The sequence below is a fragment of the Flavilitoribacter nigricans DSM 23189 = NBRC 102662 genome, from assembly GCF_002646595.1.
In the GTDB taxonomy this organism is placed as follows: Bacteria; Bacteroidota; Bacteroidia; order Chitinophagales; family Saprospiraceae; genus Flavilitoribacter; species Flavilitoribacter nigricans.
The window spans coordinates 93344-115956 of sequence record NZ_PDUD01000027.1 but is presented as its reverse complement, the minus strand read 5'-3'; the positions used below and the strand labels follow the sequence as shown (position 1 = coordinate 115956).

Below are 22613 nucleotides of genomic sequence, written 5' to 3'. Positions count from 1 at the left end.
TGAATACAAATAATATGAGTAGACCTTTGATCTTAGTCACCAACGACGACGGCATCACTGCCCCGGGTATCCGCGCGCTGGTAGACGTAGCCTCCCAGTTGGGAGATGTAGTAGTAGTAGCCCCGGATTCCCCCCAATCGGGAATGGGACACGCCGTGACCATTCACGACCCCGTAAGAATTCACGAAGCTAAGGTATTCGAAGGTATTGAAGCCTACGAATGCACCGGCACCCCCGTTGATTGTGTAAAACTGGCCAAACACCTGATCCTGCGGGATCGCAAGCCCACCCTGGCGCTGTCCGGCATTAACCACGGATCCAACGCCGCTATCAATATTCTGTATTCCGGCACGCTGTCGGCCGCCATGGAAGCCAGTTTGGAAGGCATCCCCTCGATCGGTTTTTCCCTGCTGGATTTTGCCTATGATGCCGATTTTGATGCGGCCAAGCCTTACCTGTCCGAACTGATCAGTTTTGTACTGGAGCACGGGCTGTCTTCCGGTAGCCTGCTGAATGTCAATATTCCCAAACTTCCCGGAGATCAGATCAAGGGGCTGAAGGTATGCCGCCAGGCGGACTCCCGCTGGGAGGAAGAGTTTATGGAAGCCACCGATCCGCGCGGACAGAAATACTACTGGCTCACCGGAAAGTTCGTCAACATGGACAGCGGAGAAGATACCGACCTCTGGGCGCTGGAGAACGGCTACATCTCGGTGGTACCTTCCATGCACGACCTGACGAACTACAAAGCCATCCCTCTGTTAAAAGATATGGAAAAGATCAGTTATCCAAGCAGTGCCGATCTCCGGTCGGCCTGATCTATACTGACGTAAAATTGGTTGGGGAAATCCAAACCAATTTGAATACAGCATATACTGACGCGAAGTGGTTCGGATAAATTCCAAACCACTTCGCGTCAGGTATAACGGCCCCGAGCTGGCCTTTTTTAAAAATCCTTTAGCATGCTAAAAAACAGAAATGAAATATGGATCGGGCTGGTTGTCGGCCTGCTCCTGCCCTTTGTCGGGTATGCGCTTTTACTGTCCGCGTCCGACTACATTATCAATAACAATCTGGGAAGTGGGTTTCGCCCGCGGAGCCTGGCGTTGATCGCCGTCTGTCTGAATATTATTCCGATGAACGTATTCATGTCCCGTGGCCAGGGGCAGTCGATGCGCGGATTGCTCATTATGACCATTGTCTACGCCGTCGTCTGGTTCCTCTATTTCCGGGAAAGCCTTTTCGGATAATGTTGCCGCCCGGCACCGGTATAGCCCCGTTTCGAAGCCCGAAAAAGGCAACTGCCCGGCCGCCGGCAAGCAGTCTACTTACCACTAATTTTCCCTACATTTGCCGAAAAATTATAACCCATGAAATTCAACACAAAAGTAATTCATGCGGGGGTTAGCCCTGACCCATCCACCGGAGCCGTGATGACTCCGATCTACCAAACGTCAACCTACGCCCAGGAATCACCGGGCAAGCACAAAGGATACGAATACGCCCGGACCCAGAACCCCACGCGGAGCGTTCTGGAAAAGAACCTGGCAGCACTCGAGAACGGCCAGCGGGCCTTTTGTTTCGGAAGCGGACTGGCGGCGATGGATACCATTATGCGCCTGCTCAATCCCGGAGACGAAGTGATCCTGTCCAATGACCTGTACGGCGGTTCGTACCGGCAGATGGTCAAAATACACGCCCGCTACGGGCTCGTATCCCACTTTGTGGATATGACCGACCCCAAAAATGTAGCCGAGCGTATCAACGACCAAACCAAACTGATCTGGATCGAAACGCCGACCAATCCGATGCTGAACGTAGTGGATATTCAGGCGATCTCGGAGCTGGCGACCAATAAAGAGCTCCTGGTCTGTGTAGACAACACCTTCGCTTCACCCTACCTGCAGACGCCACTCGACCTGGGAGCCGATCTTGTACTGCACTCGGCAACCAAGTACCTGGGTGGTCACTCCGACGTAGTGCTGGGCGCGGTGATCGTTAAGGATGCAGCCATTGCCGAGCAAATGGGTTTTCTTCAGAATGCAGTGGGTGCCATTCCCGGTCCGCAGGACTGTTTCCTTGTGCTGCGCGGCATCAAGACGCTGCACGTACGGGTGGACCGGGCCTGTAAGAATGCCAAAAAAGTGGCTAAATTCCTGAAGGGACATCCGAAGGTGGCCAACGTGTACTATCCGGGATTTAAAGATCATCCCCACCACGAAGTGGCCAAAAAGCAGATGCGCGCCTTCGGAGCCATGGTGTCTTTCGACCTGCAAAAAGATACTTTTGAGGACGCTATCCGGGTACTGAGCGCTACGGAAGTGTTCACCCTGGCCGAATCGCTGGGTGGTGTGGAATCCCTGATCGGCCATCCGGCCAGCATGACCCACGCTTCTATTCCGCGGGAAGAGCGGCTCAAAGTGGGCCTTACCGATTCCCTGATCCGCCTGAGCATCGGCATCGAGGATGTAGATGACCTGATCGAAGATCTGGAACGGGCGCTGGTGGAATTGTAGTGATATGCACCGTTTTGGTGACTTGGAGACTGGGAGATAGGGTGACTTGGAGACGGGGTGATTGGGAGACTAGGTGACTGGGAGATGGGGTGATTGGGAGATGGGGTGAGGCCAGCTTACCCCATCTTCCGGTCATTCTCCGATATCCTCATTCCATAGTTCCGGACGTTCCCGGATAAAGCGCTGCATCAATTCGTAACACTCGGAATTATCCAGTACGATCACCTCTACTCCGCGGGAGCGCAACCATTCCTCCTCTCCGAGAAAAGTCCGGTTTTCACCGATGATCACCCTTGGAATGCCGTATAGCAAGATAGTCCCCGAGCACATCGAGCAAGGGGAAAGGGTGGTATAGAGGGTGCACGCCCGGTAGACGGCAGCGGAGCGGCGACCGGCGTTTTCCAGTGCGTCCATTTCTCCGTGCAAAATAGGGCTGCTTTTTTGCACCCGCTGGTTATGGCCGGCACCGATGATCTGATCCCCGTGTACGACCACCGAGCCGATGGGGATCCCTCCTTCCCGGTAGCTTTTGTGCGCCTGTTGTAAGGCTTCCTGCATAAATGGATATGGATTGGACATAGTTTTATCAGTATGGAATTTACTGCGAATGAATAAGTATGCTTCACGCAAAATGGTTTGGTGCTGACGCGCTTGTGATAGTCAGGATCTTCAAAACAATTTTACGTCAGTATATGTGCCGGCATCAGTTCAGGCCCTTCAGATCAGCCGGTCGATACCGGTCCAGCACCTGCCGGTCCAGATGATAAAAGATCAGACTCCGGGCGGCATCCGGGTATTGCCGTTTCACCAACTCGTAGGCGGCCCGCAGGGCTTCGGTACTGACCGCTTCTACCCGCAACTGATCACCCCGGTAGAGGTAGTATCCATCCAGGTAATGATTCTCCAGTACCCGGTAACGGCCCGGCTGGGTAGGTTCAAGTTTTTGTGGCTGCTGCAGGAGCGAATCGGTTGGTTCATTGATGAGCTTGATCATCTTTCCGTCGCGAAACAGCACAGCCCACCGGAATATCGGTAAAGCCAGATCCAGGTGCAGGGGATATTGCAGCCCATCCGGCAGGTAGGCGGCCGCTTTTTCCAGGTTCAGGATCGAATTGGGTTCGGACCACTCGGTCAGGTTACCCATGTTGTAGAACATCAATACGCCGCGGTCTACCGGCGGCACACCCGTTTGTTCCGGATAGCGCAACTGGTGCAGCCGGATGGTGGTGGACAGCCGCACCTCCCTGCCTGCATAATTTTTCTTTAGTGCCTCCAATAAAGCGAAATAGGTTTCCCGGCTCTGGGGGGTCCAGTCGCAATCGAGTTGCAGTTCGCGTAAGGGTTGCCCCAGGCCGGCGAACTGGCGGTCGATCTTTTCCGTGATCCGGCCGGCCAGTTGGGGAATTTCCGCGGGCGGCAGTTGCAGCATACTCCGGTTGGTGATGAAAATGGTGGGGATCACCCGGCGCCCCTGCAAACCGGTAGTATCCATTTGCACCGAGGCCAGCGGAATGATGTCTTTTCCCCCGGCATCCCGGTCCAGATCAAAGAATTTGACGTAAATGCGATCAGCTCCCGTAGCGTTCAGCCAGTCGCGTTCCAGACTATCGAGTTTAAATTCCGTTTGCCAGTGGTAGAAAGCCCGAAAGGGAGTTTCGGGAGCAGGAGGGGTTACGGGATCGCCCTTACAGGCAAGGAAGAAAAGAATGGGCAAAAAAAAAGCCAGACGGCTCCTCGACCGTCCAGCCATATCATAATCCCAAAAACTAAATTTATGCGTAGTCTCCAAAATGGAGTAGCATTCATTTTTTAAAATAACAGATGAGCGAAGATATATGTTTCGGATAAAAATAAAAAATTTACCACTATGAAACATTATGGAAACGCACCCGTGCTGGCACACGGACCCCAAAAATGACACTCGGATGTACAAAAGGTTTACCAAACTTCAGGAGTCAGGTAAACCTTTTGGCATCCGTCGGGATATTTCGGGCGGTCAGATTCAGGATTCCGCTTCCTCTTCGGCTTTTACCAGCAGCTGAAATCCGTTACCGTGGATGTTCACGATCTCGATATTTTCGTCCTGCTTCAGGTACTTGCGAAGCTTGGTCACAAATACATCCATACTGCGGGCGGTAAAGTAATTATCTTCTCCCCAGATCTTGGTCAAAGCTTCCGAACGCGGCAGGATATCATTCATGTACATAGCAAACATCCGCAACAGTTGGGCTTCTTTCGGAGAAAGCTTTTCCTTGCTCTCTTCGGTCCCGCCCATATCGTAGGTCAATACCCGCAGCGGATAGTTGAAGTGGAATTTACCGATACTGAATTCTTTGATCTCTTCGCGGGGATCCGCTTTTTGCTGGGACCGCTTCAGGATAGCCTGGATACGGTACAGTAATTCTTCAGAGTTGAACGGTTTGGAGATGTAGTCATCAGCGCCGATCTTGAAGCCCTGCAGTACATCGTCTTTCATGGTCTTTGCGGTCAGGAAGATAATGGGCGTTTCGGTGTCTCTTTCTCGAATTTCTCTAGCCAGAGTGAAACCGTCTTTTTTGGGCATCATCACATCCAGAATACACAGATCAAATTCTCCTCTTTTAAAACTTTCGAGACCTTGTAAGCCGTCAGTTGCTAAAGTTACATCGTAATCATGCATTTCTAAATAGGACCTTAATACATCGCCAAAATTTTGGTCATCTTCTACTAGGAGTATTCGGTTATTAGCCATAATATTTCTTTTTCTTAAAATATTAGTATTTCACGGGTGGTTTTAGACTATAGAACGCGGAAATGCCTTCACTAATTTTAACATATAGCCGACGGATACCGATTTTTTTTTAACATGCTGCCCACATGGGCCGGATTTTATTCGGAAATCACGCTTTAAGGCTTCCGCTTCAACACCCTTTTCCTTACCAATACCTCCAGAAGCTCCGGATCCGGAGCGATTTTTTCATTTTATAATATACCGGAAACCCGGCGTTTATAGTCAAAGTTGACGGATGTGCAGTTGTTCCGGACCGGTAGCAAGCTGCCCGGTACGTTCTCCGGACGGTACGGTTCCTCAGCCGTAAGACGCTGCAACATCAGTATAAATCTCAAACACACCGCAGTTTAACTTTGTTTGTTCTCCACCTGTAATGGGAAAAACAGAATAAAGCTACTGCCCTTACCCAGCTCACTTTTCACATCCACCTGGCCCTTGTGCGCGGTCATGATGGCCTTCACGTAACTCAGTCCCAGACCGAAGCCTTTTACGTCGTGCAGGTTGCCGGTATGCACCCGGTAGAATTTGTCGAAAATATGCTTGCGGGCTTCTTTGGTCATCCCGATACCTTTATCCGCAACGACCACTTCTACCCCATTGGCCCGGTTGCGCGTGGAAACGGTGATTTCCGGCTGTTCGGGCGAGTATTTATTCGCATTGTCCAACAGGTTGTTGATGATGTTGGAGATGTGGGTCAGGTCGCCCTGAATGATCGGCTGGGTGGCTTCCAGGTCGGTATTGACCGTACCTTCTTTCTTCTCTACCTGCAGGGTGATGTTCTCCACGGCATTGTAGATCACATCGTGCAGATTGACATCCGTGAGCTTGAGGGAGAACTCCCGCTTATCGATCACCGCCATTTGCAGTACCTTTTCCACCTGGCTGTTCATGCGTTTGTTCTCCTGCTTGATAATATTGGCAAAACGCTGCAACTTATCCGGGTGGCTCATCACCATCGGACTGGTAATGGAATCCGCCGCCAGGGAGATCGTCGCGATCGGCGTTTTAAATTCGTGGGTCATGTTATTGATGAAGTCGTTCTTCATCTCCGACACTTTTTTCTGCCGCAAGATGATGAAGATCGTATAGGCAAAACACAACAGGATGATCGCCGAGAAGAAGATGGTTCCCAGCAGGTTGGGCAGGATCTCACTCCACACTTCCGTCGCTTTCGTCGGGAAAAAGATCATGAGCATCCCGGGTGGGATCTCATCCTTGCTGAAAAGCGTCACGGCGTATCCGGATTCCTTGATATGGCGATATTCCGCGTTATTGGAACCGGAGTTATCAATGATGTAGTGGTCATTAACCAGTACGAAGTTATTGCTGGAGCGGGAAAGTACCCCGTATTCGTAACCGATATCGATCCCGGAATTGCCTAATTCTTCCTGCAGTATATTTTGTAATTGTTCCAGATTGATGCGCTGATCGAGCGGTTGGTCGGTATTGCGGTATTGAAAGAAACGGGTGAGCAGATCCCGTTTTTCGGTGCGATCCTGTACACATTTGTAGCAGGAGCAGGTATCCGCAACCGCCATCTGATCGAGCAAATGCTGGGACAGATTGCCGGCATTGCCCTGGAAACCCGTCCGGATGGAAAGATCCATTCGCAGGCCTCCGTTCCCCATGCTGCTGATCCGTTCTTCCTGGATGAAACGGGCGGCGTAACCATTGAGGTACTGTTTGGCCGCCTGACGCTTTTCTTCTTCTTCCAGACGCTCGGCAACTTTATTCAGCACTTCGTAAACGGCCTTATCGAATTTGTTCTCATTTACTTTTATGGAAGTGCGTATCAGGTCCATCTGCAGCCAGAGTACACCGAGTACCGCTACAGTCAATAAGCCGATAATTGCCCAGATGATCGATTTTTTCATTAAAAAGGAGGTTAAGTGTAATGCTGCTTTAAATACGCCGGCGCTTTACTATTATTATGACCTTAAAAAGAGCACGCTGGTTCATTTACAATCAGTTATGCGTGTTGAATCCAGTATAGAAAGGCGTGTACAGTTTATGAATAGAACGCTATCAATAACAACAAAGTTACCGATTCAGGCATTGCCACGGTTTACTTTAACGAACATTTAATATTTTGATTATCTGTAGATAGCACGATCGGGAGATTACCGATTATGGTCCTGGACAGAAGTATAGATTAGTCACCGCCAAGGCACGAAGACGCCAGGGCACTGAATTATTAGTAGATTTTTCGGTGGAAAATCCACTAATCCTTGTGTTCTTGAGCGCAGAGATCACTAAGATCTTAAAACTTGGCGTCTTCGTGCCTTGGCGGTGAAAAAGAAAAAAATGTCTCCAAGACCTGCATACGTAACTAACAACCAATCAGTTACACTTTTTAAAACCGGCTCACATACCCAAAGTGCACCTTCGGTGCGCCGAGATCGATCTGGGTATTCCGGTCGGCGCCAAAAGCGAGGTTGATCCCGAAAAGGCCAACTGCGGTCTCAAAAGTAATCCCGGCTCCCAGGCCGTAGGGAAAATTCACGGAATTGGTACCCGGCAGCGTCTTGACCGTCCGATTGTCCACCCGCGCCAGATCCCCGAAAGTATAGAGGTAAGCGTTCTGGCCGATTAGCAGGCGGTATTCCAGGGTCGCTACCGTGTAATTGCTGGCGAAAATAAATTCTTCGTCGAAACCCCGTAAGAGCTTCGCGCCTCCGATGCGAAACTGCTCATTGGCCAGCAGGCCCAGATTGGAGATGATGTAGCCGCCCTGCACCTGCATTTTAAGGGTGCTTTGCCGAAACAACGGCAGGTAGGCGCTGATGCGGCTTAGGATCCGGTACTGAAAACTGCGCTCCGGCAGATCGTCGTAAGGATCGGCAATATCCAACTGGCTGATCAGGTTGTTTCGCGGCAAACGCCGGATGGCCGCTCCTCCCCGCAGAAATAAAGACCAGCCCTTTCTGGGATTGAAGCGATAATCGAGCGCCTCGTGGAAATATTCGAGCCCAAAACCCGTGCGGCGTACATCCAGCGTATCGGGCAGAACACCCGTCCGCCGGATCCGCTGGGTATCGACGGTCAATAAAGTGGAGGAATAACTGTTGCCGTAGGCCTTGAGGTAATCCCGCCCGTCCAGTAAGTACTGCAGACCAAAATCGAGGTTGAGATCCAGATAGGAAGTATCGCGTTTGTAAAGTTCAAAGCTGAGATCGGTACCGAACGGCAGATCGAGCAGATAGGGATAATTGAATTGGAGATTCAGTTCCTGGGTCTGGGGACGGAGTTGCTCAAAGGCAACGTAGAGGCGTTCGCCTACTCCGAACTGGTTTTGCAGCTCCGCGGTAAAATCTCCGGTAATGAGCAGCCGACCGGACTGCTGACTGTTGGGCAAAACCCCGATCAGAAAATCGAATCGACTGGCGGAGCGATTGGCCAGCGCCAGGCGAATATTGGCCGTTTCTCCCCGAAAGGCAACCACCGGATCGGATTGAATGGTAACAAAGGGCAATTCCCGCAGGCGTTCGCGAATGCGCAGCACCTTCTCGCGATTGTAGAGATCCCCGGCACTGAAACCGAGATAACGGGAGAGGTAGACCGGGCTGAGCCGCAGATCTCCGACCACTTCGATCTCACCGATGGTAATGAGCGGCCCTTTATCCATTTTCACCAGAGCGCTGATCCGGCCCGGTTCGGTGCGGATGCTGTCCAGGTAGACTTTGGCAAAAGGATAGCCGTTGTTTTCTGCGTAGTGTAAGAGTGATTCCAGGAGGTCCTGCACCTGCCGGTAGGCAAACGGCCGGTTGCTGTACAATCGTTCGCGGAAGCCCACCTTATCCAGGAATACGGGATCCACATTGCCGTTGGTCAGCGCGGCCCACTGGTAGCGATCGCCCAAATGCAAAAATGCGATATACTCGTCCGCTACCCGCATCAAGGTGTCTACGGAAGCTTCCAGATAGGACCGGCCGTGCAGTTCCAGTACCCAGGTCTGGAGGGCGCTTTTCAAAGCCAGCGTATCGGAAAAGCGGACCGGTAGATCCCGGGTCAGTTCTTCCGGAAGTGGGGTGAACTGGTCGGTAGTCACCACGCGCAATTGGTAATCGGACTGGCCCGTTCCCCGAAAGGGAAGCAGCATTAACAACAATAAGTATGGGATAATGTATTTCACCTCAGATACTCCGCTTGGCCGTTTTCGCCCAAAATTACGCCTTTTTGTATTGCTGGGCTCCGGTCAATTTCGGAGGGATAGTTGGTTACCTCACTGGCGAACTGCCCCGTTCACCGGATCAGCCTTAATAAGTAAAACCACCAATCGGCGCAGCCGCAGCCGTCACAGGATCAACGGTGCTTTTCCGACACCATAATAGCGGTTATCTTTTCCGTACAATTTCATACTATGGCCCAGATACATTACACAAGCATCAACCAAGTCGTTGAAGTGCAGGATGAATTCTCTTCCATCCTGGACACTTCTATTGAACACAAGATCCCCCATTTACACGAATGCGGCGGAAACGGTCGCTGTACGACCTGCCGGATCCGGGTAATCAGCGGACACCAGAACCTCTCCCCGCGCAATATGCTGGAAAAGCAGGCTGCCCACCTGCGCAAATGGGATCCGTCCGTCCGCCTGGCCTGCCAGTGCCACGTCAAGGGGGACGTACAGATCCAGCGCCTGGTGTGGTCCAGCGCCGAAGTCAATAAGCTGCAACTGGAAACCATTCCCGAAGGCGAAGCCGAAGAGCGCAATATCGCTATCCTCTTTTGCGACCTGAGGAACTTTACCCGCATCACTTCCCAGCACATGGCCTTTGATATGGCCCATATGCTCAACCGCTTCTATACCGTACTCGGCGATCCGATTCTGATCAATAACGGCATCATCTACCAGTATGTGGGAGATGAGATCATCGGTATTTTCGGTACTGGCGGCGGTACCCGCCAGCAAAACTGCATGGATGCCATCCGGGCGGGGCTCGGCATGCAGTACGCCATCGAACGCCTGAACCGCTTCGAGCTGAAAGATTTCGATACGACTTTCAAGATTGGGATCGGCATCAATTTCGGCCGGGCGTACATCGGTCACCTGGGTCATCCCAAACACCGGCAGTTCACCATTGTGGGCGATCCCATTAATGTTACCAGCCGCATCCAGGCCTGCAATAAGGAGTTCCAGACCAACATCCTGCTTTCCGAACAGGTTGTCCGGGGGCTGCCGGAAAACACCCTGGAGATCCGCAGCATATTCGAAAAGCAGCTGGAGGGAAAAGACCAGATCTACAAATTGTACGAACTCAAGGGATTCACCGAACCGGACATGAATCTCGAACTGCAATCCTCGCTCGATTACATCCTGAAGAACGAAGAAGAATTTGCCAAGAAATTTTACGATAAGGTCTTTAAGAAAGCACCCGCCGTCCGGGGCTTGTTCGGCCGGGATATGGTCGCCCAGGGACGACTGCTGATGCACATGCTGGGTGGCATCGTCTATTCCCTCAGTCGACCCGAATTGCTAAAAATGGGCCTCCGGTCACTGGGCAAAAGCCACGAGAAATACGGCGTAAAACCGGAATATTATCCCGTAGTACGGGATTGCCTGATTGAAACCATTCAGGAGGAGATGGGGCCGGATTATACCGAACAACTCGGCAGTGCCTGGAATCAGGCCCTGGGTTTTATTACCGCCGAAATGACCAACTGGCGGGTAGCCGAACCGGCCGGATAGTCAAGCAGTTTTATCCATATCTCTAGTTTTAGAATAAGGGCAATTTCAATTTGCCATTCAAAAATAAAAAGGAGAGGCAAAGTATTGATGCCCCTCCAAAATTAAATGCATGAACATTAGCGGTTCTTGGGTTCCTGATAATTACCGGGCCGCCATGTTGAAAAGTTTCTTTCGAACGCCTAATGCTGCAGCATCACTCGCTGCACGCTTACGGCATCTCCGCTTACTAGTCTGATCAGATAAAGTCCCGCGGGCATTTGCCGGTTGTTTCCGTTCCGGCCATTCCAACGGACCTCGTGCTCACCGGCCGCCAACTCCCCGGAAACCAATCGCTGCACCTGCCGGCCTTCCAGGTCAAATACCGCCAGGGTGGCAGCACCGGCTTCCGGCAGGGTGAAGCCGATCGTTAGCTGGGTTCGGAATGGATTGGGGTAAACTTCCAAACGGTTGAGCGGAGCCAGTTGGGTAGCGGTGCCGATCAGATTGTTGTTATTCCGGTTATCGCAGACATCGCCTTTGCCATCGCCGTCGATATCCGCCTGATCCGGATTGAAATTCCGCCAACAGTTATCACAATCATCACCGATGCCGTCGCCATCCCGGTCGCCCAGAGCCGGGTCACAGGGATCGATTTCCTGCTCCAGACAGTCGGCGATGCCATTTCCGTCTTCATCCAGTCGATCGTCCCGACCGGGGCACTGATCGCACTGATCTCCCACTCCATCGGCGTCTTCATCTTTCTGATTGTCATTTGGTATTTCGGGGCAATTGTCACAGGCGTCGCCGAACATGTCGCCGTCGGTGTTAGCCTGGTCCGGATCGAAGACGCCGGGACAAACATCACAGCGGTCGTCTACCTGATCTCCATCCTCATCGATCACAACTATACCCGAGGCGCAGGGATCTTCGCCTTCCAGGCAGTCCGGTGTACCGTTGCCATCGGCATCCAGACGGTCATCCTGGCCGGGACAAATATCACAGATATCCCCTACCCCGTCCTGATCGAAATCCGCCTGATCGGCATTGATGTCCTGCGGGCAGTTATCGCAATTGTTAACGATGCCGTCCTTATCGCTGTCTTTTTGGCGACTGCTGAGGGTTAGGGTGAACGAACAACTTGCCTGGTTGCCACTACCGTCCGTCACGACGAATGACTCTACCGTCTGCCCGATGGGGAATGTGGCCCCACTGCCGAGTCCGCCGGTCTGACTCAAATCAGCCGAGCAGTTGTCGGAAAACTCCGGCGCATCGTACGATACTACGGCTTCGCATTCTCCGTTACCCAAGCGCACCTGCCGGTCAGCCGGGCAGGTAATGACCGGACTCACATTATCTTCGGTAAGGACCGTGGTTGTACAACTGCTGCTATTGCCACTCTGATCCCATACCGTCAGGGTGACCGGACTTTCGCCCAGATCACTGCAGGTAAAAATGGTGGATCGGCTGGTCAGCGCGTAGGTAACTACCGAGCAGTTGTCGGAAGAGCCGCCATCCAGCAGGGTAGCATCCAATTCGGCCTGCCCGCTGGCATCCAGTTGAACGGTAGCACTTTGACAAACGGCCTGGGGTTGGCGGTCATCAACTACGGTGACCAGGGCCGTGGCCGTTGACTCATTGCCGGCATCATCCACACCGGATAGCACTACTTCCTGTACGCCCAAATGGCTACAGTCGAACTCATTCGGACTAAGCGAAAGACTAAGGCTGCAATTGTCTTCCGAGCCATCGTCTACCTGATCGGGAGTTAAACTTACCTGACCGTTTTCATCCAGGTAAACGGTGATATTTCTGGTTTCGAGAACCGGAGGGAGCGCATCGGCAACAGTTACGTATCCGGTACAGGCGGCCGTGTTATCATTTGGATCGCGGCGGATGAAGTAAAAGTCCTGTCTTCCTAGATCCTGACAGGAGAAAGTGACCGGTGCCAGCGGCGTAGATTCCTCCAGGCCGCAGTTATCGGAGGCCCCAACGAATAAGGTGTTCGGGTCAAAGACTACCACACCGGCTTCATTCAGATAAATCGTCAGGTCCTGGCATTGTACATTAGGAGCTTCCCGGTCTTCGACCGTGATATTCATATTACAAATTGCGACCGGCTCCTCTTCACTCCCGTCGGATACCGCGAAGGCTATACGGTAGTATCCGCTTTCCAACGTCAGTTCACTGGGGAAATAATCCAATTCGTCCACTACGCCGACCTGGATGCCTCCGGCGGTGTATTCGAGAATACGGGTGGCAAAAAACTGGATCCCGCAATTGTCCGAATAAGATGGTACTAAACCTTCCGTGATGGTGGCTAAACAAACACCCGGATCGGTTGCCACCACGATGTCTTCCGGGCAGGTGATCTCGGGCGTTATACCGTCCACTACGGTCACCGCTGCGGGATAACTGGCGCTGTTTCCCGAACCATCTACGCCGGTCAGCAGCACTTCCCGCAGGCCGGTCTGACTACAGTCAAACTGATTGGGGCTCACCGTCAGGCTCAAACTGCAATTATCCGAAGAGCCGCCATCTACCTGATCGGGAGTGATACTCACCTGGCCGTTTTCATCCAGATAGACCGTAATATCCCGGGTACGGATCACGGGGGCAGCATCATCGACTATCGTCACCGTACCGGTGCAACGCCCCTCATTGCCGCTCAGATCCCGACGGATAAAGGTATACTCGTAGGAGCCGAGCTCCTGGCAGGTAAAGGTAACCAGGGAGTAAGGCTCGCTTTCCTGCAAGTCGCAATTGTCCGAAGCCTCCACCAAAAGCGTATTCGGATCAAATACCACCGCTCCGGTTGCCTCTAAAGACACCATCAGGTCCAGGCAGTTCACCACCGGTGCTTCCTGATCCAGTACGGTCACCTTTCCGATGCAACTGCTGGCATTGCCCGCTGCATCCCTGCGATCGAACAAGTATTCGTGAATCCCGATATCCGCACAGGTGAACGTAAGCGGTTCGTAAACGTTTTGCACCGTCACCTCGCAATTGTCGGTAGCTTCGACAAACAATGTATTGGGATCAAAAGCTACTGCCCCCTCTGCGTCCAAGCTTACACTCAGGTCCAGGCAGACAACTTCCGGAGGGATCATATCTCCGACACTCACATTGGCAAAACAGGTAGCAGAATTATCATCGGCGTCCGTCACCGTCAGGATCAGAAAGAAACTTTTATTGAGATCCTCGCAGTCAAAATCCGTTTTATCCAGGGATAGGCTGACCGCACTGCAATTGTCATAAGAACCGTTATCCAACAGCTCGGGCGTAATGCTCGCCCGCCCGTCTTCGTCCAGATAGATGACCGTCGGCTGCTCTTTACAACGGGCGGTAGGCGCTTCGGCATCGAGAACCGTGATCTGCGTAGTACAGGAATATGGCTGGGCATTCCGGTCGTAAGCGGTGTAGGCCAGCGTGTATATGCCGGGTTCCAGGATCACTTCCGACAATTGCCCCGGCGTATTTCCGGACGGTGTCTCTCCTGTAGGATATACCGCATGGCCGAGGGCCGCGTAAGCACAATTGTCAGTAAAGGTTGCGGCCAGCCCTTCGCTAATGGTCGCACTACAATTTCCCGGATCCGTATTGGCCGTTCTTGCGGCCGGGCAGGTCAATACCGCTGTCTGATCATCGATTACCCGAACCAATGCCGTACAATTGTCCGTCCGCCCGTCACTATTGGTTACGATCAACTGCACAAAATTATCTCCGATATCACTACAGTCAAAACTGGATTGGCTCAACGACAGACTGACCGGCCCGCAGGCATCGAAAGAGCCGTTGTCCAGCATTTCGGGATTTAGCATTGCCAGGCCGTTTTCATCCAGTACGGCTTCTACCGGCAGACTCTGACAAATAGCGCTCAATTCGGTTTCGCCATTGACAGTGATAGAGAAAGAACAGGTGGAAATATTGCCGACATCGTCTCGGGCCTCGTACCAGTAGGTGGCGACGCCGGGGTCGAGCGTTGGAGCGGGGATGGAGCCGACGCCACTACCCAGGTCGGTATTGATGGGAACGGGGGAGCCGGTATGGGTCCCGTACCAGGTGAGGACGGTACCTCCGCAGTTATCGTTCAATGTCGTTGGGGACAGATCCTGGGTGATCTGTACATCGCATTCTTCTGCTCCCAAAGCAACGATTATGTCATCCGGACACACCAGATTGGGCCCGGAATTATCTTCGACAATAATCGTAGTAGTGCAATCAGAAATAAGGTTTCCATTCCTCAGCAGCTCATAGCGGAGCGTGGAGGTCCCGACCGGAAAAACAGCTCCATTGATACCGCCGCTAGAACTTCTATCCCAGACCGGATCCGTATCGGGTGCCGATTCCGGCGTAATCGTGCTGGTATATACCGGAGTTTGGTAATTGGAAAGATCGCAGGGAGCATCGATATAACCCGGGGCCAGACCTGACACAAAAGCCCGGCATTGGTTATCAAATGCATCCACCGTTACGTCGGGCGGGCAGATGACCTGGGGATTCGGTTCGACAAAGGCAATATTCATCGTGCAACTGCCGATATGGCCGTCATTGTCCACCACGAAAAGCCTAGCCTGACTAACCAGACCGACGTCCGCGCAGGTAAATTCCTCCTGTTCGAGATACTTATCAACAATGGTTCCGCAGTAATCGAAAGTATTCTGCTCCACATCGGCTACGGTAAGGCTGACCGGCTGATCCTGACTTACCGTAAGCAAAAGTGCGCCGTTAAGCGGTTGTTTACAGATTGCCGTTGGTGGATCCATTACGGTAACTGTGAACGTACAGCGATCTGTATTCCCGTCCTCATCCATGACCTGTAAGGTGCCGATGTTTTCTCCAATATTACTGCAATCGTAATCCAAGGAAGGTGCCAGCGTTTCCTGCCCTGATAGGTTAGTCACAAAGCTTAATGAACGGGGGCCGCTCGGCACCGTGCTGAAATCATCTACATCTGACGGTACGATCGTAAGGCTTCCATCCTCCAGATCAATAGTGCGATCTTTACATCTGGCCACCGAGCCGTTACTCCGGAAACCATATTCAATATATCCATCCTGGGGATTACCCGTATTTCCGAGATATTCCCGCCGGGCCGTATTCAAAACGTAGGCTTCGGTGATGAAACTACCACCGCCGCCACCGTTGTTTGCGTAGCTGGAACTCCCCGCATTATTACCGCCACCGCCGCCGGAGAAGCCGCCACCGCCGCCGCCACCGCCATTTTGGGTAGATCTGCCCGCACCGCCGCCACCGTAGCCAAAGCCGCCATTACCACCACCGTTCCCTCCGGTGATGCCTCCTTTTTTTCCATTTCTTTCGGGGTATTCGACACTTCCGGGATCGCCGTTCGTCAGATAGCCGCCACCGGCACCACCGTTATAAAAATTGTCGCCGGTCTGCCCCCCTTCTCCGTTCTCGCCACCGACATTATTACCACCGCCGCCGCCGGATCCATCCAATCCGGTTTGTCCGCCTGTACCCGCTCTCGTCTCGCAAGGGAACCCAAAATAGGTATCGATGTAGCCATAAGCACCACCACCGCCACCGGCAACCGCAAGTATTACCCAATCGGTGGTTTGCTCGGATAAATTCGTAGCTGGAATGTTATCCGGAGCAACGACATCAGGGTTCAGGTACAATACCGCAGTACCGCCACCACCACCGCCACTACCGGCGGCAATATCATCGTCATTTGTGCTGGGACTTACATTCCCACCATGCTTGCCGATAATGAAACGAATAGTTCCTCCCGGGTGCAGGTCATTGCGTCCTTCCCCAATTCTGAAGGTCATGCTTATCCGGGCCCCTTCTCCCCCGTCGGCTACGCAGTTTCCATTGTCTTTCCGGTATCTGCCGCCATCACCACCTTTCAGGATGAATTCAAGCCGTTCCAAAGTGGGATCATCCGGAATCTGAAAATCCTGATAGCTTCCATTAGCGCCTACTTGTTCGTAGTCCGGATTTATTTCCAGATAGCTTTGCGCCCCACCAATTGTTGGGAGTAAAAAGAGCAACCATAAGGTCAAAGTTGTACATACGTTCATAGGATCAGTTCGTTTAATGTTCCGCAAAATGTTCATGTCCGTATAGTTTAGATTAAGGAATAGCTCCCCAGGGCCAAGGGCGGTCAAATGACCGGCACCTTAGCTTCGTGTGCTGTTCAAAATGAATGATAAATGGGGGGAGTTGACGGGATAAATATAGAAACGGGTGGCGGTGAAAAACGGGCCATAAACCTGGAGATACGGGCCATTTGAGTATTTGGGGAATGGGAATGTCCTATTTTTGAATGGGGATGTCCTGTTTTTGGCTCACTGAGTTCGCGTTGGATTCGCTGCGCTCATTTTTTGGCTCACGGTGTTCGCTGTTGGTCGCTGCGCTCCTGTTGGCTCGCTTTGTTCGTGTTGCGGGTTGTTTGGCTCACGGTGTTCGCTGTTGGTCGCTGCGCTCCTGTTGACTCGCTTTGCTCACGTTGCGGGTTGTTTGGCTCATGCAGTTCGCCAGTTGGGTTGGGAGGTGTTTTTTTAGATTAGGTGCGCCAGTTTTTGGTGACGTAAGTAATGAAGCGATTAATTTTGGTGCCAAGTAGCTGGTATTGCTTGAGAAGTATGCTCAGTTCTTCCTGGAGCTCGGGGTAGAGTGCCTTGAGTTTTTCTAGATGATTAATGGTTTCATCGTTTGAAGCGTGGGAGTAGATTAGGAACCGCAGAAAATCTTTTTTGTAACAACTTCTGCCGTAACCCTCTACAATATTAGAATTTACTGAATCAGCAGCACGGCGCAACTGACTGCCCAGTTCATAGAGCTCATATTTTGGAAGTCGATGGGAAATGCGGTGTGTTTTTACGAAAAGATCGAAGGAAAGCTGATAAATTTCCAGCTCCCGATAGGACTTTGGCATGGTTATAAGATTTGCGCGTTTTTAGAATAAAGCACCTACAAAGTAAAAGAAATCCTAATACCACGCAACCCACCCCCCCAACAAAAGCGCAGCAACCAACAGCGAACACTGTGAGCCAACAACCCGCAACGCGAGCAAAGCGAGCCAAACAATGAGCGCACCGAACAACAGCGAGCCTCACCGCACCTCCGGTCGCACCCCAAAATGTTTCTCGTACACTTTACTGAAGTAGCCCGCCGAACTGAACCCACAGGCGCGGGCCACCTCCTTTAGCGTAGTGTACGTTCGTTTTTCCAGCAGATAGCGTGCTCTCTGGAGCTTAATTTCCAGGATATACTGATGAATGGTCAGCCCGGTGAGTCCTTTAATTCGTCGCAATAACTGCCTTTCGCTGAGTTCCATTTCGTGCGCGAGGTAGCTTTTGGATAAACCGTATGCCTGATCCAAAGCCTGGATGGCTGCCGTTTCCAATTTTTGCAGCCAGAGTTGATCGGCATCCGGGGTCAGCGTTTCCGGAGTTTTATCCGTCTGCTGAAAAGCTGACCGCCGCCGGGAGTTGGTAATGAGTCGGTTCACCCGGAGTTGCAATTCTTCGGCAGTGAACGGTTTGGTCAGGTAATCGTCTACCCCAAGGCGCAGCGCGCGCAACTTATCTTCTTCGCCGGACTTGCTCGTGAGCATGATCACGGGGATCTTTTGGAGTCCCGGCATCTCCTTTAGACGTTCCAATAGTGCGTATCCGTCCATTTGGGGCATCATGATATCGGAAAGAATAAGCGCCGGCAGACGGAATCCGGAATCAGCCAGAAGCTCCAGGGCTTCCCGGCCGTTTGCGGCCAGGAGGCAGGCATATTGTTCACTCAAAAGCGAAGAGAGCAGATGCTGCATATCCGGATTGTCCTCCACAATGAGCAGCCAGGGGCGGCCCGGAAGCGGCTCATTGGCGACAATTACCGGTTGAACAACCTCCGGCCGGCTCTGGTTACTGTTATCCAGGGCACCTTCCAGAATTACTTCCGCCGGAACGGCCACCGCGGCCGCGGGTTTGTAAGGCAGTGAAAGGGTAAAGGTACTCCCCCGCCCCCAGTCACTTTCCGCTTTCAAAGAACCCTCCATGACACGGGTTAGTTCCCGGGCCAGTGCCAACCCGATTCCGGTGCCGCCTTCTTCGGCCAGGCTGGTATTTTTAGTTTGGAAATAGCGGTCAAAGATATGGGGAAGATCTTCCTGAGCTATACCCCGTCCGGTGTCTTTCACTTCAATCAGAATGTTATCCTCCTGCTGCCACAGTTTAAAATGCACGCTGCCACCGGAGGAGGTGAATTTCAAAGCATTGGACAACAAATTGCTGAGTATTTTTTCCAGGCGTCCCCGATCCAGCCACACCGTATTTTCTTCCTCAGGCCAACGATCGATAAACACATACTCTACCTGCGTTGCCTCCGCCGCCGAGGCAAATTGTTGAAAGATCCTGCGACAGTACTGAACCAGAGGGGTCGGACTCTCCTCCAGTTGAATTTTATCCGCTTCCAGGCGGGAAAGATCAAGCAATTCTTCCACCAGTCGTAAAAGTTTCCGACCATTGTTGAGTGCCATCAGCAGACTTTTCTTAGTCTTGTGCCCCAATTGCCCGGCCGATTTTTGCAGCAACTGCTCTACCGGTGCCGTGATCAGGGTAATGGGCGTTCTTAATTCGTGAGAGATATTGGTAAAGAAGCGGGATTTGAGCTCATCCAGTTTTTGCAATTCCTGCGCCTGCTGTTCAATGACCTCTTTATCGTGCTGTATCTGCAAGGTCCTTCTTTTGACTTCGGTTTTCAGTCGGCGGATCCAAACCATTGCCAGGAAAGAGATTACTCCGATAATAAGGACATAAAACCAGATCTGTTTGAAAAAGAAGTCGTGCGTATGTATGGGAATGCTTACCGGTTCGGAGGTCCAGTTGTTGCGGTGATCGGCCCCTTTGATCAAAAGACGGTATCTGCCGGGGGGTAAGCGATTAAAGTTCAATTCGTTTTGGCTGCCGAGATATATCCAATCTTCGTCCAGCCCCTCCAGGCGATAGGCATAGCGGTGACGACCAGGCTCTAGGTAATTGGAAAGGGCAAACTTTATTTTCAGGTAGGGATGCTGCGCAGGTAATTGAATAGTACCCACTTGCGCAAAACCGGAACGGCGAACTACTTCCTTATCCCGGGTCCGGTCGAAATAAGACAGCTCCGTGAGGTAGATCTGATTGCCCAGAGATTTTTTGTAGTGTTCCTTCATCTCCTCGGGCTGGATAATATTGACCCCCTGAGGACTGCCGAACAAAAGTCTACCGTCCGAAGTCAATAGCGGATCAAAGCGCTCGAATCTCTCCGCGGTCAGGCCATCCTCGCGGTGCAGCTCAAACAAAATCTCGCCTTCGGCCGACAGTACATTGATCCCATTTTCCGTGGTAGCCCAGATATCCCCCCCGCGATCTCCAATGATACTCATAATTGCGTTGCTGGACAGGCCGTGCCGACGATCGATGCTCTTGATTTCCCCGGTTTTCCGGTTGTATATCTGTAGACCGTGGTAATAAGTACCCAACCAGAGACGCTGCTGTTCGTCCTCAAAAAAGCCAATGATACGAGCATCATTAAGATCACCGGGTAATTGTATTCTTTCACCGTGGGCGTTATCCAGATCGATCTTCCACAGACCGCTATTGGTTGGAATCCAGAGCAACCCATTCGTGCCTAGGTGCAGGCCCCGGATCTTCGCAGGAAATTGATCCGGTATTTCCGGGCCGAAATTCCGGATGGTTCGGGTCGATATATCATAAAAAAGCAGGCGGTTTTGGGCGTGAACCAATGCGATCAGATCCTCTCGAACGAAAGCTAAAAGAGAAACCCGGAATGGCAGATCATAGGTATTGCATTGACCCGAGGCAAAGTGGTAACGCACTAGTTTTTGCTCATTGAGAAACCAATAGTTACCGAGTGAATCCGGTACTACCTGCTGAAACATACGACCAGTGACGAGTCCCGGCAAACAGCTATGATCCGGCAGATCAGCAAAAAGTGCTGTTCTCAAATTTTTGTCCACCACAGAAAAACCCGACGGAATGATGCCGGCTATGAACCGTCCGTCGGGCAATTCCGCTAAACCGGCTACCCATTTGTCCGTGAGTACCTGGGTCATTAACTCATGGGGCCTGATCCCAATGCTGTACAGTCCATTCTTGGAAGTAATGAAAAGCTGCTGGAAAAAATCCTTGGATTTTATTTCGGTTATATCGCTGATACCTTCAACGACCGCGGAATAATCATATCGTTTCCCGGTAGAATCCTGAAGAATTGCCCGGTATGCTTCGTATCGATCCTGAAATAAAAAACAAAGGTTATTCGCCTGATCCTGATAAATATGTAGCGGCATCCAGTCTGGGGGAAACTGATCTGCGATGGCGTTAAAGACATTTTCCTGCCGGTCCAGTAAAAAAAGGTTATTGCCCGAATTGTGTTGCGATACTGCGTACACTTCACCAGATTTACTTTCTGCAATGGAAAAATTGATCTCGTGTTCCGGCAGAACGTTTTCGGAAGCGGTAGCAGGGAATTTAAAATCGCTACGCTCGTAATCGTACAGCTTCTTATCTTTCCGTTCCCACCGGTGCAGCGGAAGATTACCGTTGATTAACCAAACTGATTCAGAGGTCCGGTTGCTTGGATACAAAAGGTGTTTACTGCTATTTGATGACCCATAGGTTTCTACCCGGACTTCCTCCTGTATATGCCCCTGATGGAGAGAAAGCAGTTGCAACTCATTTCGGCTCCGATCGTTGAGTAGCGCGAAGGTCCATCCTTGTAAGTATTGAGCATGAATTAAATCCTTCTTATCTGCTCCTTCTTCTGCTAAAGAAATTTTCTGGGTAGATCCGTTCTCCGGATCATAATATATCAGTGCAGCCTCTCTACTGTATCTACCGAACAACCGGCCTTCCCGATCTATTCCCATAAATGCAGGATTGATCAAACGCTGTCCATCCGCCATTTTTAACTCGACCGGAAAAAATTCATAACCGTCGAATTGTAGTACGGTAATTGCATTGATGACACGTAAGACACCGCAGCTATTCAGCCACAGTCGTCCCCGGTGGTCCATCACCGCTCCCGCAAGGCAGACACTGGAATAGGAAAAATCTTCACCTTGAAAATGATTGCGGTAAGAAACGGATACATCCGGCAGACTATCGAAAGAGAAAGTGGAGGTTCTGGCAGCAGTATAATCCTGAGCCGGCAGCAATATGGCCAACAGCCAGCATAAGTTGAGGATAAGTATTAATCGAAAAGAATAATGCATTGCCAATCGTTTCTCCGAAGAGCAGAAGGTAAAGGCAAAGATAGGAGTATAGCGTCAGAACTACTACACCAAGTAGGATAAGCGGGCGATAAATTTAATTTATCGCCCGCTCACGCCACCGACCGTACGATCGTACTCGGAGGGTTCTTTGAATGTGTAAACAAGGGTAGGTAGTTATCACATCTGTTAAGCCTTGCTCAACGAACCCATTGTTGATCATTCCTTTATGCGCCACCTTTTCCAGCAACTGCTCGCAGTTGTCTATATCCGATTGCTGTGCGCCACTATCCTTTTTACTACGCATCCGAGCCACCTGTCCCGCACCCCAGGGATCAGGATTCCTCTATCGACAAATGGACGTTGAACGGCAGTCTGCTAAATCTATTTTCCGGGATTCACATTAAAATACTGTGGGTATATTTTTCGGCT

Annotated in this window: 12 protein-coding genes; 4 read left to right on the top strand and 8 right to left on the bottom strand. The window is 51.6% G+C overall.

Annotated elements, in window-relative coordinates:
* The first annotated feature begins 14 nt into the window (after positions 1–14).
* The 3 genes from surE to CRP01_RS23180 all read left to right on the top strand — a co-directional run bounded on the left by surE (position 15) and on the right by CRP01_RS23180 (position 2516).
* Positions 15–818, top strand: a complete 804-nt coding sequence (gene surE, locus CRP01_RS23190) for a 5'/3'-nucleotidase SurE (RefSeq protein WP_099152496.1) — start codon at positions 15–17, stop codon at positions 816–818.
* Positions 819–962: 144 nt separating this feature from the next.
* Positions 963–1250 carry a hypothetical protein gene (locus CRP01_RS23185; RefSeq protein ID WP_099152495.1) on the top strand — a complete coding sequence of 96 codons (288 nt, stop codon included), beginning with the start codon at positions 963–965 and terminating at the stop codon, positions 1248–1250.
* Between the two features lie 120 nt (positions 1251–1370).
* Positions 1371–2516: a cystathionine gamma-synthase gene (locus tag CRP01_RS23180; RefSeq protein ID WP_099152494.1), complete on the top strand. Its 1146-nt coding sequence runs from the start codon at positions 1371–1373 to the stop codon at positions 2514–2516.
* A 132-nt stretch (positions 2517–2648) separates the two neighbouring features.
* Here CRP01_RS23180 and CRP01_RS23175 read toward each other — a convergent pair whose 3' ends face one another.
* From CRP01_RS23175 to CRP01_RS23155, 5 genes are all read right to left on the bottom strand, one after another.
* The gene (locus CRP01_RS23175; RefSeq protein ID WP_099152493.1) at positions 2649–3095 is read right to left on the bottom strand and encodes a nucleoside deaminase; all 447 of its coding nucleotides are present in this window, start codon (positions 3093–3095) and stop codon (positions 2649–2651) included.
* Positions 3096–3219: 124 nt separating this feature from the next.
* A complete protein-coding gene (locus tag CRP01_RS23170; RefSeq protein ID WP_099152492.1) occupies positions 3220–4305 on the bottom strand; it encodes a hypothetical protein in 1086 nt (361 codons plus the stop codon).
* Between the two features lie 213 nt (positions 4306–4518).
* The gene (locus CRP01_RS23165; protein WP_099152491.1) at positions 4519–5247 is read right to left on the bottom strand and encodes a response regulator transcription factor; all 729 of its coding nucleotides are present in this window, start codon (positions 5245–5247) and stop codon (positions 4519–4521) included.
* 386 nt (positions 5248–5633) lie between these two features.
* Positions 5634–7160: a sensor histidine kinase gene (locus CRP01_RS23160; protein ID WP_099152490.1), complete on the bottom strand. Its 1527-nt coding sequence runs from the start codon at positions 7158–7160 to the stop codon at positions 5634–5636.
* A 479-nt stretch (positions 7161–7639) separates the two neighbouring features.
* Positions 7640–9385, bottom strand: coding sequence for a BamA/TamA family outer membrane protein (locus CRP01_RS23155; RefSeq protein ID WP_099152489.1), 1746 nt, complete (start codon positions 9383–9385; stop codon positions 7640–7642).
* 261 nt (positions 9386–9646) lie between these two features.
* On the opposite strand from CRP01_RS23155, the gene CRP01_RS23150 reads away from it, so the two are divergent.
* Positions 9647–10975: an adenylate/guanylate cyclase domain-containing protein gene (locus CRP01_RS23150; RefSeq protein WP_099152488.1), complete on the top strand. Its 1329-nt coding sequence runs from the start codon at positions 9647–9649 to the stop codon at positions 10973–10975.
* 179 nt (positions 10976–11154) lie between these two features.
* Here the strand turns inward: CRP01_RS23150 and CRP01_RS43475 are convergent, their stop codons facing one another.
* The 3 genes from CRP01_RS43475 to CRP01_RS23135 form a co-directional block, all read right to left on the bottom strand.
* Complete coding sequence (locus CRP01_RS43475) at positions 11155–16998, bottom strand: HYR domain-containing protein (protein ID WP_099152487.1); 5844 nt, start codon at positions 16996–16998, stop codon at positions 11155–11157.
* Between the two features lie 485 nt (positions 16999–17483).
* Positions 17484–17855: a four helix bundle protein gene (locus CRP01_RS23140; protein ID WP_099152486.1), complete on the bottom strand. Its 372-nt coding sequence runs from the start codon at positions 17853–17855 to the stop codon at positions 17484–17486.
* Positions 17856–18032: 177 nt separating this feature from the next.
* Entirely contained in the window at positions 18033–22184 is a 4152-nt protein-coding gene (locus tag CRP01_RS23135; RefSeq protein ID WP_099152485.1) for an ATP-binding protein, read from the bottom strand.
* Between the last annotated feature and the right edge of the window lie 429 nt (positions 22185–22613).